11 protein-coding genes, 1 tRNA gene, 2 rRNA genes, 1 other RNA gene and 1 pseudogene are annotated in these 15,852 nt (G+C 38.1%); 13 read left to right on the top strand and 3 right to left on the bottom strand.

Annotated features, from left to right (window positions below; genetic code table 11):
- Positions 1-2,846, top strand: a 23S ribosomal RNA gene (locus BN2144_RS05645).
- A gap of 106 nt (positions 2,847-2,952) precedes the next feature.
- Positions 2,953-3,068 (top strand): 5S ribosomal RNA (gene rrf / locus BN2144_RS05640).
- A 268-nt stretch (positions 3,069-3,336) separates the two neighbouring features.
- Here rrf and BN2144_RS05635 read toward each other — a convergent pair.
- Positions 3,337-4,311: a YaaC family protein gene (locus BN2144_RS05635; RefSeq protein WP_033827330.1), complete on the bottom strand. Its 975-nt coding sequence runs from the start codon at positions 4,309-4,311 to the stop codon at positions 3,337-3,339.
- 109 nt (positions 4,312-4,420) lie between these two features.
- On the opposite strand from BN2144_RS05635, the gene guaB reads away from it, so the two are divergent.
- The 4 genes and pseudogenes from guaB (at position 4,421) to BN2144_RS05620 (ending at position 7,985) form a co-directional block, all read left to right on the top strand.
- Positions 4,421-5,884, top strand: coding sequence for an IMP dehydrogenase (gene guaB / locus BN2144_RS05630; protein WP_033827329.1), 1,464 nt, complete (start codon positions 4,421-4,423; stop codon positions 5,882-5,884).
- A 221-nt stretch (positions 5,885-6,105) separates the two neighbouring features.
- On the top strand, positions 6,106-7,395 hold the full coding sequence (locus BN2144_RS05625) for a serine hydrolase (RefSeq protein ID WP_407638057.1): 1,290 nt from the start codon (positions 6,106-6,108) through the stop codon (positions 7,393-7,395).
- 30 nt (positions 7,396-7,425) lie between these two features.
- Positions 7,426-7,676: pseudogene (locus BN2144_RS20290) on the top strand (serine--tRNA ligase); the annotation flags it as partial.
- Between the two features lie 216 nt (positions 7,677-7,892).
- Positions 7,893-7,985: transfer RNA gene (locus BN2144_RS05620), tRNA-Ser, on the top strand.
- A 60-nt stretch (positions 7,986-8,045) separates the two neighbouring features.
- On the opposite strand, the gene BN2144_RS05615 is transcribed toward BN2144_RS05620, so the two are convergent.
- Together BN2144_RS05615 and BN2144_RS05610 are read right to left on the bottom strand one after the other, a co-directional pair.
- The gene (locus BN2144_RS05615; RefSeq protein WP_042337668.1) at positions 8,046-8,756 is read right to left on the bottom strand and encodes a deoxynucleoside kinase; all 711 of its coding nucleotides are present in this window, start codon (positions 8,754-8,756) and stop codon (positions 8,046-8,048) included.
- A 91-nt stretch (positions 8,757-8,847) separates the two neighbouring features.
- Positions 8,848-10,128: a glycoside hydrolase family 18 protein gene (locus BN2144_RS05610; RefSeq protein ID WP_033827327.1), complete on the bottom strand. Its 1,281-nt coding sequence runs from the start codon at positions 10,126-10,128 to the stop codon at positions 8,848-8,850.
- Positions 10,129-10,240: 112 nt separating this feature from the next.
- On the opposite strand from BN2144_RS05610, the gene tadA reads away from it, so the two are divergent.
- The 7 genes from tadA to BN2144_RS05580 all read left to right on the top strand — a co-directional run bounded on the left by tadA (position 10,241) and on the right by BN2144_RS05580 (position 14,519).
- Positions 10,241-10,714: a tRNA adenosine(34) deaminase TadA gene (tadA, locus tag BN2144_RS05605; protein WP_033827326.1), complete on the top strand. Its 474-nt coding sequence runs from the start codon at positions 10,241-10,243 to the stop codon at positions 10,712-10,714.
- Positions 10,715-10,822: 108 nt separating this feature from the next.
- Positions 10,823-11,087, top strand: an RNA gene (gene ffs / locus BN2144_RS19080) — signal recognition particle sRNA large type.
- A gap of 136 nt (positions 11,088-11,223) precedes the next feature.
- Positions 11,224-12,909, top strand: a complete 1,686-nt coding sequence (gene dnaX / locus BN2144_RS05600; protein WP_033827325.1) for a DNA polymerase III subunit gamma/tau — start codon at positions 11,224-11,226, stop codon at positions 12,907-12,909.
- A gap of 17 nt (positions 12,910-12,926) precedes the next feature.
- Entirely contained in the window at positions 12,927-13,247 is a 321-nt protein-coding gene (locus BN2144_RS05595; protein ID WP_033827324.1) for a YbaB/EbfC family nucleoid-associated protein, read from the top strand.
- An 18-nt stretch (positions 13,248-13,265) separates the two neighbouring features.
- Positions 13,266-13,862 carry a recombination mediator RecR gene (gene recR, locus BN2144_RS05590; protein WP_033827323.1) on the top strand — a complete coding sequence of 199 codons (597 nt, stop codon included), beginning with the start codon at positions 13,266-13,268 and terminating at the stop codon, positions 13,860-13,862.
- Positions 13,863-13,920: 58 nt separating this feature from the next.
- Positions 13,921-14,148, top strand: coding sequence for a YaaL family protein (locus tag BN2144_RS05585; RefSeq protein ID WP_033827322.1), 228 nt, complete (start codon positions 13,921-13,923; stop codon positions 14,146-14,148).
- 107 nt (positions 14,149-14,255) lie between these two features.
- Entirely contained in the window at positions 14,256-14,519 is a 264-nt protein-coding gene (locus BN2144_RS05580) for a pro-sigmaK processing inhibitor BofA family protein (RefSeq protein ID WP_033827321.1), read from the top strand.
- The last annotated feature ends 1,333 nt before the right edge of the window (positions 14,520-15,852 follow it).

Here is a 15,852-nt window from a genome sequence, read left to right as displayed (position 1 = left end):
TGTAAGTAAGCTTTGATCCGGAGATTTCCGAATGGGGAAACCCACTGTCTGTAATGGGACAGTATCCTTATCTGAATTCATAGGATAAGGATGGCACACCCAGGGAACTGAAACATCTAAGTACCTGGAGGAAGAGAAAGAAAATGATCGATTCCCTAAGTAGCGGCGAGCGAAACGGGAAGAGCCCAAACCAAGAGGCTTGCCTCTTGGGGTTGTAGGACACTCTATACGGAGTTACAAAAGAACGAAGTAGATGAAGTAACCTGGAAAGGTTCGTCAGAGAAGGTAAAAACCCTGTAATCAAAACTTCGTTCTCTCTTGAGTGGATCCTGAGTACGGCGGAACACGTGAAATTCCGTCGGAAGCTGGGAGGACCATCTCCCAAGGCTAAATACTCCCTAGTGACCGATAGTGAACCAGTACCGTGAGGGAAAGGTGAAAAGCACCCCGGGAGGGGAGTGAAAGAGTACCTGAAACCGTGTGCCTACAAGTAGTCAGAGCACAATTATGTGTGATGGCGTGCCTTTTGTAGAATGAACCGGCGAGTTACGATCATATGCGAGGTTAAAGTTGAAACTGGAGCCGTAGCGAAAGCGAGTCTGAATAGGGCGTAATAGTATATGGTCGTAGACCCGAAACCAGGTGATCTACCCATGTCCAGGGTGAAGGTAAGGTAACACTTACTGGAGGCCCGAACCCACGTACGTTGAAAAGTGCGGGGATGAGGTGTGGGTAGGGGTGAAATTCCAATCGAACTTGGAGATAGCTGGTTCTCTCCGAAATAGCTTTAGGGCTAGCCTCAAGATAAGAGTATTGGAGGTAGAGCACTGTTTGGACTAGGGGCCCTCATCGGGTTACCGAATTCAGATAAACTCCGAATGCCAAATACTTATTCTTGGGAGTCAGACTACGAGTGCTAAGATCCGTAGTCGAAAGGGAAACAGCCCAGACCGCCAGTTAAGGTCCCAAAGTATACGTTAAGTGGAAAAGGATGTGGAGTTGCTTAGACAACCAGGATGTTGGCTTAGAAGCAGCCACCATTTAAAGAGTGCGTAATAGCTCACTGGTCGAGTGACTCTGCGCCGAAAATGTACCGGGGCTAAACGTATCACCGAAACTGCGGACAGACATCTTTGATGTTCTGTGGTAGGAGAGCGTTCTAAATGCGTTGAAGCTAGACCGTGAGGACTGGTGGAGCGTTTAGAAGTGAGAATGCCGGTATGAGTAGCGAAAGATGGGTGAGAATCCCATCCACCGAATGCCTAAGGTTTCCTGAGGAAGGCTCGTCCTCTCAGGGTTAGTCGGGACCTAAGCTGAGGCCGAAAGGCGTAGGCGATGGACAACAGGTTGATATTCCTGTACCACCTTAGATTCGCTTGAGTGATGGAGTGACGCAGGAGGATAGGGTAAGCGCGCTGTTGGATTAGCGCGTCCAAGCAGTAAGAGTGGTCATGAGGCAAATCCTTATGACCGAGTACTCAAGCTGTGATGGCGAGGGAAATATAGTACCGAAGTTCCTGATTTCACACTGCCGAGAAAAGCTTCTAGCGATGAATCTGGGTGCCCGTACCGCAAACCGACACAGGTAGGCGAGGAGAGAATCCTAAGGTGAGCGAGAGAACTCTCGTTAAGGAACTCGGCAAAATGACCCCGTAACTTCGGGAGAAGGGGTGCTCTGATAGGGTGTTAAGCCCGAGAGAGCCGCAGTGAATAGGCCCAGGCGACTGTTTAGCAAAAACACAGGTCTCTGCAAAGCCGCAAGGCGAAGTATAGGGGCTGACGCCTGCCCGGTGCTGGAAGGTTAAGAGGAGAGGTTAGCTTCATGCGAAGCTTCGAATTGAAGCCCCAGTAAACGGCGGCCGTAACTATAACGGTCCTAAGGTAGCGAAATTCCTTGTCGGGTAAGTTCCGACCCGCACGAAAGGCGTAACGATCTGGGCACTGTCTCAACGAGAGACTCGGTGAAATTATAGTACCTGTGAAGATGCAGGTTACCCGCGACAGGACGGAAAGACCCCGTGGAGCTTTACTGTAGCCTGATATTGAATTTTGGTACAGCTTGTACAGGATAGGTAGGAGCCTGAGATATGGGAGCGCTAGCTTCCATGGAGGCGCCCTTGGGATACTACCCTGGCTGTATTGAAATTCTAACCTTCGCCCGTTATCCGGGCGGGAGACAGTGTCAGGTGGGCAGTTTGACTGGGGCGGTCGCCTCCTAAAAGGTAACGGAGGCGCCCAAAGGTTCCCTCAGAATGGTTGGAAATCATTCGTAGAGTGCAAAGGCATAAGGGAGCTTGACTGCGAGACCTACAAGTCGAGCAGGGACGAAAGTCGGGCTTAGTGATCCGGTGGTTCCGCATGGAAGGGCCATCGCTCAACGGATAAAAGCTACCCCGGGGATAACAGGCTTATCTCCCCCAAGAGTCCACATCGACGGGGAGGTTTGGCACCTCGATGTCGGCTCATCGCATCCTGGGGCTGTAGTCGGTCCCAAGGGTTGGGCTGTTCGCCCATTAAAGCGGTACGCGAGCTGGGTTCAGAACGTCGTGAGACAGTTCGGTCCCTATCCGTCGTGGGCGTAGGAAATTTGAGAGGAGCTGTCCTTAGTACGAGAGGACCGGGATGGACGCACCGCTGGTGTACCAGTTGTCTTGCCAAAGGCATCGCTGGGTAGCTATGTGCGGAAGGGATAAGTGCTGAAAGCATCTAAGCATGAAGCCCCCCTCAAGATGAGATTTCCCATTAGTTTATCTAAGTAAGAACCCTTGAAGATGACAAGGTTGATAGGTCCGAGGTGGACGCACGGTGACGTGTGGAGCTGACGGATACTAATCGTTCGAGGACTTAACCTAATGAATAGTTTGCCTTACGTTATCTAGTTTTGAGAGAATGAAAATTTCTCTTGCATTTTCTAAAACAACCTATTATAATACATATTGTTGTTTTAAATAGTCCGGTGATCATGGCGAGAAGGTCACACCCGTTCCCATCTCGAACACGGAAGTTAAGCTTCTCAGCGCCGATGGTAGTGAAGGCATTGCCTTTGTGAGAGTAGGACGTTGCCGGGCAAGTAAAAGGATAGTGATTATTCACTATCCTTTTTTTATTTAGGGTGAGAAAAAATGAGTTAATTATTTAACAAAAAGTACTGCTTATGGATATCGAAGATCCATCCCCATCTGTAAGTAAAAGTCATAAAAAAATTGAAGTGATTTTGTTCCATTGTTTTTGTTTTATAGCCAACTGACCTGAGGTGCCCCAATTATGCTCCTTTATTATTTATTGTTGCAGTAGAAAACCATTAAAGTCAATTGTTTTCAAATGTAATTGTTAACCCTACAGTTTACTTGGGGTTCCCCAGAGGTATTGGCTAATTAGTAAGGGGATTTTTAACATTGAGGTATGTAAATATTGAACAATTAACGGATATTCAATGGATGGTTTATAATGAATAAGTTCAGACCACCATTCAATTTCGTATCTTGCAATCATTCCAAGATGATATAACAATAAGTAATGTATCATGAGTTCAGGATAAAAATGCAATTCTTTATCATTACGGATAAAGAAGTATCCTTCTTCTTCAATATTGTAACGAAAGGGAAGAATCTCACCATGTTTATCATACTGATCGTCGATATAAAAGGATAGATTTACCTTATCATCAACAAATTTCAAACTCCTGTTTGATTTAGTATGAAGATAGGTTTTGAAGCGATCTGCAGTCATTTTGTAGTAATCAAGGACATTATTTGGTATTATAAATACATCTCCTTGACATTGTACTGGTATAGTTACTTTGCTCCCTTCCCATTTCGAAAAATAACCACTTAATTCTGGGATTTCTCTTAATAAAGATTCAATAGTTATCTTATTACCTTCCAAATGTTTCATATGGAACATTTTGTCGGAAAAGTGCGGAAAAAGTCCATTTTTCTGTAGCTTCACCTCGTCTTTCAAATAATGATAATTTTGTTTTTTCCTTTTTCTTGTTGAAACACCATGAGCTAAAACACTACTTGATGTGGGATAATTTGGGTCGACTGTTAAAATACATGCTTTGATAAGAAATACTAAGCCATAAAAAAGTAATATAGGTTTTATATTTAATGGAGATTGTTCAGTCTGCTTAAAAAAGGATATTCCTTGTTCAATATAAGAAGTGAAGGGAAAACTATTTTCAAAGCTTTTTCGTTTAGCTTCTGGAATTTTTCCTTTATTATAAGAGTGCATAAGAAATTTTTGTGATGTATCTGCTGATGAAATATATAGAAAGTCCTTCCAATGTAAAGAGGTAAAATCTGTAGGCAATATAATACCCCCTAATTCTGAAAAGTTCGATATATTAAAAGCTCCTTGACAGTATTTTAACCAATTGGTAACCTACTAATAATAATTTTTTCTGGAGGCGATTAAAGTAATGTGGGAAAATAAGTTTACAAAAGAGGGCTTAACGTTTGACGATGTTTTATTAATTCCAGCTCAATCTAACGTATTACCAAAGGATGTAGATTTGTCTGTAGCTTTAACAGATACATTAAAGTTGAATGTACCGATTATTAGTGCGGGAATGGATACAGTAACAGAGGCCGAAATGGCAATTGCAATGGCGAGACAAGGTGGATTAGGTATTATTCATAAGAACATGTCGATTGAAGAACAAGCAGAGCAAGTGGATCGTGTAAAGCGCTCAGAGAATGGAGTAATTACGGATCCTTTTTATTTAACTCCAGAACATCAAGTTTATGATGCTGAACATTTGATGGCAAAATATCGGATTTCAGGTGTTCCAATAGTTAATAATGAAGAGGAACAAAAACTAGTAGGAATTATAACAAACCGTGACCTTCGTTTTATTGAAGATTATTCAATCGTTATTGATGATGTTATGACAAAAGAAAATTTAGTTACTGCACCGGTCGGAACAACAATTAATGAGGCAGGTAAAATTTTACAAAAGTATCGAATTGAAAAGTTACCTTTAGTTGATGAAAATGGAGTACTCAAAGGATTAATCACAATTAAAGATATTGAAAAGGTCATTGAGTTCCCTAATGCAGCAAAAGACAGCCAAGGCAGACTACTTGTTGGTGCTGCAGTTGGTGTTACAAAAGATACGATGAAAAGAGTAGAGATGCTTTATAAAGCAGGCGTTGATGTTATTGTTGTTGACACTGCACATGGGCATTCACAAGGGGTAATTACTGTTGTTAAACAAATTAAAGATATTTATCCAGAATTAAATTTAATGGCTGGAAATGTCGCAACAGCTGAAGCGACAAAGGCATTATTCGATGCCGGTGCGGATATTGTTAAAGTTGGTATTGGACCAGGTTCAATATGTACAACACGGGTTGTTGCTGGTGTAGGAGTCCCACAAATTACAGCGATATATGATTGCGCCTCGGTGGCAAGAAAAATGGGAAAATCAATTATTGCTGACGGAGGCATTAAATATTCGGGGGATATTGTTAAGGCGTTAGCAGCAGGTGGACATGCTGTTATGTTAGGAAGTATGTTAGCTGGGACAACTGAAAGTCCTGGGGAAACTGAGATTTTCCAAGGTAGAAGATTCAAAGTTTACCGTGGCATGGGTTCAATAGCTGCAATGGAAAAAGGTTCAAAGGATCGATATTTCCAAGAGGATAATAAGAAATTAGTTCCAGAAGGTATTGAAGGAAGGTTACCATATAAAGGCCCACTAGCAGATACGATTTACCAATTAATTGGTGGTATTCGCTCAGGAATGGGGTATACAGGAGCAGCAAATTTAGAAAGTTTGAGAGAAAATGCACAGTTTGTTCGTATGACGGGTGCTGGATTGAGGGAAAGCCATCCTCATGATGTGCAAATTACAAAAGAAGCTCCAAACTATTCACTTTAATAATGATAATTGACAAGCGTACAAAGATACTAGAAATAATTTTTATAGATACTGTAATAAGTGAATAATCTATAAGTCCCATTTCTCTAATGGGATTTTTTTCTGTCAGATGATAGTCTATTTTTTTAAAAAAAGATATGGTAAACTAATCAATAGTGTTGAAAGTCAATATGTTGGAGGGAATTTCGTTGTTTAAAAAAGGGAAACTCGTACTACTTTACATGATTATTAGCTTTTTAATAACTGCAATGATACCAGTTGGAAATACAAAAGTTTCAGCAAGCACCGATACATTAAATTTAAAAGGTGCTGCGGCTATTTTAATAGATGGTAAGACAGGAAAAGTTTTATATGAAAAAAATGCCGATGAATTACTCGGTGTTGCTAGTATGTCAAAAATGATGACAGAATATCTAGTCCTAGAAGCAATCCATGCAGGAAAACTTAGTTGGGACCAAAAAGTTGTTATTAGCAAATTCATTCATGATCTATCTAATCCAAGTTTAGGTGTATCAACGGTTGGATTAACGGAAGGTGAATCTTATACTGTAAAAGAACTTTACGAATCAATGGCAATTCACTCGGCTAATGCATCTACTGTCGCTCTTGCTGAGTTACTTGGTGGAACGGAAGAAAACTTTGTAAAACTTATGAATAAAAAAGCTAAAGAACTTGGATTAAAAGATTATTATTTTGTGAACTCATCAGGTTTAAATAATGCTGATATGTTAGGGAACCATCCAAAGGGCAGTGATAAAAGTGATGAAAATAAAATGTCTGCACGTGATACAGCAAGATTAGCATATCACTTAATTAATGATTTTCCTGAAGTAATCGAAACAGCCAAACAACCTATTCTAAAATTCCGTGGTGAAGAGTTTAAAAACTTTAACTGGATGTTGCCAGGGTTAATTTTCGAGTATGATGGAGTAGACGGATTAAAAACAGGTTCAACAGATTATGCTGGATACAATTTTGCAGCAACAGCGGAACGTAATGGTCAACGATTTATTTCGGTAATTATGAAAACAGGTTCTCAGAAAGAACGCTTTGAAGAAACAAAGAAAATTTTAGATTATGCATTCCAAAATTTTAGCACTGAAGAAATTTTCAAGAGTAATTATTCAATTAAAGGGAAAAAAACTGTACCCGTCTTAAAAGGGAAAGAAAACTCAGTTAAAATAGCGACAAAAGAACCGTTAACGATGATGATTAAAAATGGTGAAAAGGATCAATATAAACCGAAACTCGTTCTTGATAAGAAAAAGTTAGATAAAAACGGTAACTTAGTTGCACCAGTGAAAAAAGGTGAAGTCGTTGGTTATTTAACATATGAGTATAAAGGTGAAGACTTAGGTTATTTGTACCCAAATCAAAAATCTAAAGTTGATGTTATTGCTACTGAGTCTGTTGAGAAAGCAAATTGGTTTGTACTCATGTTTAGAGGTATTGGGAGCTTTTTCGGTAACCTTTGGCATGGTATTACATCGACAGTTAGTTCATGGTTTTAATGTATAAAATTAATCGAATGATAATATAAGTGTACGGCTAATCTAGGATTTACTGCAGCTAAAAAATAAGATATTGAAGTATGGTTACCTAGTTATAACACATATCGTGAAAATTGTTTTTGTCATAACTTTGAGGATTTGCAAGTGAGAAAAGCAAAAATACGTTTCAGAAGAGAACTTTAAAGGAAAACCTGAATTCGTTCATACTTTAAATGACTCTAGTTTTGCTCTTGTCTGTACAGTTGCTACGGTTTAGAGATTGTCAACAACCAAATGATTGAGTGTTGATTAAAGAAGCAATACGTCCAAATATGGGTGGGAAAGAGTATTTAGGCTAACTGTAAAATTGTAGGGCCCCATTAGTTAAAACTAATAGGGGCTTTTATATGCTTTGAAAAATTATTGTTCGACTAGTAAAAAGGAACTGTTTTTTTAATGATATTTCCAATTAATTGACTTTTACATTTCGCTATGATATTATAATTTTTGTCTCAATTGGAGGAGTACCCAAGTCTGGCTGAAGGGATCGGTCTTGAAAACCGACAGGCGGGTTACACCGTGCGGGGGTTCGAATCCCTCCTCCTCCGCCATAATAATTAAAATACGCATGCATAATAATTGGAGAATAAAAAACTGTCTTTAGCTTTCGTCTAAGGACAGTTTTTTTGTGAAGAGTATTTGCCAGTTTCTTTCCCTATAAGTCCCTTATTTTTCACCTTTAAAATATAGCCAATCTTATTTATGATTTCTTCTATAGAGCGGGGGTCAGTAAACAAGTTATAATCATTTATATCTAGACGGAGAACGGGACAGGCGTTGAAGTTATCGATCCATTCTTCATAGCGAGTATACATTTCCTCCCAATATTCAATCGGTGTGGTTTGTTCCATCGGCCGCCCCCTATTTTTTATTCTAGTGATAATGTCATTAAAAGACCCTCGTAAATAGATTAAAATGTCAGGGTGATGGAAAAAAGGAGTCATGACCATAGAATCAAACAAACCTTTGTATGTTAGATAGTCAGTTTCTGTCATGTTTCCGTTCTCGTAGTGCATTTTTGCAAAAATCCCACTATCTTCATAAATGGAACGATCTTGAACAAATCCCCCTCCATATTCAAAAATTCGCCTTTGTTCTTTAAACCGTTCACCAAGAAAATATATTTGCAACGGGAAACTCCATCTTTTAAAGTCTTGGTAAAACTTTTCTAAATATGGATTTGAGTCAACTTGTTCGAATGAGGTGCGAAATCTTAATGCGGTAGCTAAATTATTAGTAAGTGTTGATTTTCCAACGCCAACAGTGCCTGCTATCGTAATTACAGCGTGGTTTGGTATATTATATTTTTCTCGTAAATCCATTTGTTCGTTCTCCTTTTTCATCTTCTACAGCGCTCTTGCTACAAGTAATATTGTCATGTAAATCTTGTTTAAAAATAAGGTAAAACTCTACTTATCTTTTCCTAACATTAAAATTATCGGTAATTAATAACCAATTTTGAGGAAAAGAAAGACCTAATTTCCAATAACTAATCCCTCGGATATTTAATTCTTTTATTAAATCAAACTTAGCTTGAATACTCCGTGCATCTTCAAACCAAACTCGATGATTACGACCATTTTCATCCGTATAGTTAAAAAATGGAGCCTGTGCTTTTGTATCGTATTGTATTGGCACGTTATGGCGACTGGCTAAAGCAATTGCCTGCTGGGGACTAACTGCACGGGCAACAGTACCTTGTTGAAATGGAAGAGTCCAGTCATAACCATATAAATTTTGCCCCATTAATATTTTTTGGGAAGGCATTTCGGTAATAGCGTATTCGAGTACATTACGTACAGGCCCAATTGGTGAAACAGCCATAGGTGGACCACCGCTGTACCCCCATTCATAGGTCATAATGACAACAAAATCGACAATTTCGCCATGTGCCCGGTAGTCATGAGCCTCGTACCAGCGTCCAGGTTGATCAGCTCTTGTCTTTGGTGCCAAAGCTGTTGATAGCAGCCACCCCTCTCTACTGAATCTTTCTTTCGCTCTACGTAAAAAGCGATTATATGCTTGCCTATCCTCTGGACGTAAAAATTCAAAATCAAAGTGAATATCACGAAATCCAAGTCTACGGGCTGTATTGACGATATTATTTAAAAATGTTGTTTGTATATCTTGATCATTTAAAAGTATTCTTCCTAATTCATCACTAAATTGGTCATTCTCTTGATTTGTTATTACCATCATTAAGACGTTTCGATTTCCATGTGCAATAGTAGGAAATTGATTTAAGGGTGGTTCACGTAAAGATCCGTCTCGTTGGGCTTGAAAGCTAAATGGTGCTAAATAAGTTAAATATGGTGCAGCTGCCCTTGCACTATTCTCTAAAGCAGCTGTTACTGTTCCTCGGGGCTCAACATATGCATTAACCTCTTTTGTAACTTTTGAAGTTGGGGGAATATAGAGTCTAGTACCGATTGAAAGTGGACGATTCGTAGGAATTTGATTGATGGTTGTAAGTTGTTGGCTTGAAACGTTAAACCTCCTTGCAATGGAAAATAATGTGTCACCGGGCTGTACCCAATAAAAACGCCCAACGATAGGTATAACTAATGATTGACCAACTACTAGTTGATTTGGGTTAGGGAGCTCATTTGCCCGTACTAACTCAGTCACATTGGTATTATAGGCTTGTGCAATACCAAACAAAGTTTGCCCCTGTTGTACAACATGTATTTGCATCGCATTACCTCCTCGTTCTCACACTATAGAAAGTTTATGATATATAATGAGAAAAATGAATGATTAACGAAAATTTATAAAAATATTCTTATGTGGTTAAGGAGAGAAATAAATGGATAGGGATACATATTATATGCAATTAGCGATAGATGAGGCGGTAAAAGCAAAACAAAAAGGTGAGGTTCCAATCGGGTGTGTCATCGTCCATAATGATCAAGTAATTGCGACCGGTCATAACTTACGGGAGACTCAACAAAATGCTACGTGCCACGCTGAGATTATCGCTATACAAGAAGCTTGCCAGTATTTAAATAGTTGGCGATTAGAGAATGCTGAATTATTCGTTACATTGGAGCCTTGTCCCATGTGTGCAGGTGGAATTATTATGTCGAGAGTTAAACGTGTTGTATTTGGAGCAATGGACCCAAAAGGTGGATGTGTCGGATCATTAATGAATCTACTAGATGATCATCGTTTTAACCATCAATGTGAGATAAAAAGTGGAGTTTTAGAAGAAGAGTGCTCCCAGCTATTGAAAAGTTTTTTTAAAAAAATTCGAGAGAGAAAGAAAAAGCATATACAATAAATTGAGAAGGAAAAAATTTACATGAGGGAAAGCGTTGCATTTTAAAAGATTCCCTAGTATACTAAATATACGTCAAAAAGACGTACTTAATATTTGGTAGCAACTTTGCCGTGCTAGGTGGGGAGGTAGCGGTGCCCTGTACCCGCAATCCGCTCTAGCGGGACTGAACTCCTACCCGAGGCTGCCTAACTGTAGGGCCTGTCTTACACAAGTGGTGTTGACGTTTGGGTCCTGCGCAATGGGAATCCATGAACCATGTCAGGTCCGGAAGGAAGCAGCATTAAGTGGAATCTCCCATGTGCCGCAGGGGTGCCTGAACCGAGCTAACTATGTAAGCAACGCCTATGGTTAGCAGTCGAAGGTAGGTGCACGGCAGTTATATACATAATTATAAACAGACATCCTTTGTTAGGGTGTTTTTTTTATAGTAATTCAAATTCAAAATACGGTATAATAAGAAGAACATGATAAAAGATGATTGATAAGGATTTTGTTGAAAGGAGGGTACTATGGCATATCAAGCATTATATCGAGTATGGAGACCACAAACGTTTCAAGATGTGGTTGGACAACAACATGTAACGAAGACGTTACAAAATGCCCTCTTACAACAAAAAATATCACACGCATATTTATTTACAGGCCCAAGAGGTACTGGTAAAACGAGTGCTGCAAAAATATTAGCAAAGGCCGTGAATTGTCCTAATCGTGTACAAGCTGAACCGTGCAATGAATGTGCGATATGCAAAAGCATTACAGATGGTTCAAATCCAGATGTGATTGAGATAGACGCTGCATCTAACAACGGTGTGGAAGAAATTCGAGATATCCGTGATAAAGTAAAATATGCACCGAGTATGTCAAAGTTTAAAGTATATATTATCGATGAAGTTCATATGTTATCGATTGGTGCCTTTAATGCGTTATTAAAAACATTAGAAGAACCACCGAAACATGTTTTATTTATTTTAGCTACAACTGAACCACATAAAATACCTTTAACTATCATATCTCGGTGTCAACGGTTTGATTTTAAACGAATTTCTTCGCAGGCTATCGCAGAAAGAATGCGCTATATCATTCAGGACTATGGATATGAGTATGATGAGGAAGCATTACAGATGATTGCCCGTGCTTCTGAAGGCGGAATGCGTGATGCATTAAGTTTACTTGATCAAACCATCTCTTTTAGTCAAGATAAGATTTCGGTTGAAGATGCACTGATTATTACAGGCTCTGTATCCCAACAAGTATTACATAAAATTGCTGAATCGGTTTTGGAAAAAAATCCCCAATCATCACTTGCCTTTTTGCATAAACTATTGGCAGATGGTAAAGATCCAGTACGAATCGTGGAGGATATGATTCAGTATTTTCGAGATTTATTAGTTTACAAAAACTCATCTTCAATGCAAGACTATATGGAACGTGTTGTTGTCGATGATGATTTTAAAAGATTAGCTGAAAATTTTACTTCAGAACAAATCTACGAAATAATAAATCGATTTAACCAAGCACAGCAAGATATGAAATGGACGAATCATCCAAAAGTTTTACTTGAAGTTTGTTTTGTGCAATTATGTCAAACAAATTTACTTGATCACAATTTAGGTACTTCTACAAATATTATTACTGAATTACAAGAAAAGATTTCCCGATTAGAAAATGAACTTGAACAGTTAAAAGTAGATGGAGTTTGTTCCCCACAAAAAACGGAAGAGACGAGTAGGGAACAAAAAACAACAAGACAGGTTAAGAGCAGTTATAAAGTACCAGTTGGGAAAATCGAGACCATTTTATCAAACGCAACTAAGCAAAAATTGCAGCTAATAAAAACAAATTGGGGAATTATTTTAGAAAAACTAAAAAAATCCCATGCAGCATTATTAAATGATGCTGAGCCTGTTGCTGCTTCATCCGATGGGTGCATCATTAAATTTAAATATGAAATTCATTGTCAAATGGCAGTGAATAACCGAGAATTTATAAGTACACTAAACACTCTCCTTCAAACGGTTACGAATGAGCCTGTTGAAGTGGTAGGTGTTCCTGAAAATCAATGGTTAGAAATTAGAGAGTCGTTTCTTGAACAACATCGTGATCTTATAAAAGACCAAGGTAAAGTAGAAACGGATCCTCTCGTTGAAGAAGCAATAAAACTGTTTGGTGAAGAAATTTTAGAAATAAGAGACTAATTGTTGGAGGTAATATTATGCGAGGAATGGGAAATATGCAAAATATGATGAAACAAATGCAAAAAATGCAAAAGAAAATGGCTGAGGCTCAAGAAAAATTAGGTGAAGAAAAGATAGAGGGAACAGCTGGAGGTGGAGCTGTGTCAGTTATTATTTCAGGACATAAAGAAGTGCTGGAAGTAAAACTTGATGAAGCGGTCGTTGATCCAGAAGATATTGAAACACTTCAAGATTTAATTGTTATCGCAACAAATGAGGCGTTAACAAAAGCTGATGAATTATCTAATCGAACAATGGGACAATTCACGAAAGGTATGAATATCCCTGGTCTATTCTAGTAGGAGGCACTATTTGTAATGTATTATCCAGAACCAATAAGTAAGCTGATTGATAGCTTTATGAAATTACCTGGAATTGGCCCGAAAACTGCATCAAGATTAGCGTTTTTTGTTTTAACAATGAAGGAAGAAACGGTACTTGATTTTGCAAAAGCGTTAATTAATGCGAAAAGGGATTTAACGTACTGTTCAGTTTGTGGTCATATTACAGATCAAGACCCTTGTTATATTTGTAGTGATCAAAGTAGAGATCAATCAATTGTCTGTGTAGTTCAAGATTCAAAAGATGTTATAGCCATGGAAAAAATGAAGGAATTTCATGGTCTATATCATGTGTTACAAGGGTCAATATCTCCTATGGAAGGAATTGGACCTGAGGATATTAATATCCCTAGCTTATTGAAAAGATTACAAAGTGAAGAAATAAAAGAACTTATTCTAGCAACAAATCCAAATATTGAAGGTGAAGCAACAGCAATGTATATATCTAAACTTGTGAAGCCTTCTGGTATAAAGGTGACCCGAATCGCTCATGGATTACCTGTTGGCGGTGATTTAGAATATGCGGATGAGGTTACGTTGTCAAAAGCCCTCGAAGGAAGAAGAGAATTATAATAATTACCTCTTTAGATGGGAAAATAAATGTATGCAGTTACTTTAAGGGGGAGTACCAGTGCTCTTTAAACGTAAAGGGACACTAAAAAAAGAATATGATCAGAAATTGTTACACCAAATTGAAGACTTGAAAATACGGTGGAAAAACGAAAAAAGCCTGTATGATAAATCTTTTGATATGAATGAGGAATTAGAAAGACAAGTTGAACTAACAGAATTGAAGTATCTCTATCTGTACAGAGAGGCAAAAGCGAGACAAATAAAAATATCAATAAAAGACAAATAAAATCAAGAATCATTTTTTTAGATCAGTTTAAGGACCTATAAAAATGGTTCTTTTTTTGATGTTAAAGCATATAGATGGTACAAGCCGTATACATTGGGGGTGTGAATGTGGAACCAACATGGGTGATTGGAATCATTATAGGCATTATTGTTTTATTACTACTTTTTGGAACGCCATTAAAGTTATTTCGTTTTCTTGGACAGAGCGTAGTGAAGGTTTTAATCGGAGCATTATTATTATTTTTCCTTAACGCTTTTGGAAGTAACTTCGGAATACATGTGCCTATTAATTTAATAACAGCATCAATCTCAGGGTTTCTAGGTATACCTGGTGTATTTGCATTAACAGCAATACAACTATGGATTATTTAAGGCAATAAATAAAGCCTTAAATAATCCATTTCTTATGGCAGAAATGATTCGTATTGTATAGAACAAAGTTGATAAATATTATCTTCCAGCGCATAAAAAAACTCCTTATAACTAGGTTGGGTATTGGTTAGGTAGTCCTTGTCCAAATCCTAATTGAAAGAAGCTTTCTCACGTTTAAATATCGCACAAAATCCACAATAAAGGAATTACTAAGAGTAATTAAAGATGAAAAATTTAACAAGCTGATTGACGTAGCTAATGTTGATAAGTATGTTAAAAGTTAACTGCCAATAAGTTCTTACAACTGATGATTGTCGCTCAAATCAATGAGTTAAAAGTTTAAATCATATTACCAAGAAGGTAAAAAACAGCGATGAGATTCAAAGGAGTTTTCTACTAGAAGGAATTTGCACATCTCAACTCTCTCGAAAACAACGGATCTTAACTCTTAACCTATTTGAAAAGATATTTCATCACCTTGTAGGAGAGATTCTTGCTCGTACGAAAAACCAATCCATTTTACGGGATATTGGCCGATTGAGTGTGATTTACTCTTCAATGATGAGTATGAGTCTTTCGCAACACAACCTTGGGCTACATTCCGGAAGACAAAAGCTTGTGTAAAACTACACCTTTCAGGATGCTGAAATACATCTTGGAAATCAGGAGAACGGGACGAAAACGCAATACACTCTTCGTTTAATTCGTACGAGTACGAAAGATAGTGATGGCAATCCAGTCACCATTCTGACTACCTGTCTTGGTCTAACGGCAAAAGAGATTGGTGATTTGTATCGTTACCGCTAGAATCATTTAGTCGATGTAATATACGCCCACTTGTTTAAACGGGAAAGTAAAATAGTCTCTGGATTTGTGGATAAGGGCTACCTTTCGTTCCTTCTTAGGCTTTTTATTTTGGATAAAGAGGCTTGTCTTAATTCTTTGCAAACACATTGTATTACTTTATTCTCACACTTTGAAGAGACTCAAAAACTTATGCAGTGCTACTGGGTAGAAATGATATTCGGAATTTTGCGATTGTGTTAGCCTTGAACAAACACAATAAATATTTGTTGTTTGGTAAAAATTCCTATTGATATTGTATTTAACATTTGTTACTATAATATCTGTCAGTTAGAAATAACCAAACATTAAATAGATGTTGACATAGTTCACAAAACTTGATATACTATAAAGGTCGTTAAGATTTGAACTTTGAAAACTGAACAAGACAAAGCGTTTTATAAATTAAAGCTAGTCATTTATTTTGAGCAATCAAACTATCTTTTGGAGAGTTTGATCCTGGCTCAGGACGAACGCTGGCGGCGTGCCT

The sequence above is a fragment of the Bacillus andreraoultii genome, from assembly GCF_001244735.1.
Taxonomy (GTDB): Bacteria; Bacillota; Bacilli; order Bacillales; family Caldibacillaceae; genus Caldifermentibacillus; species Caldifermentibacillus andreraoultii.
Note: the sequence above shows the minus strand (reverse complement) of the source record. Positions and strands in the feature narration are given on the sequence as shown.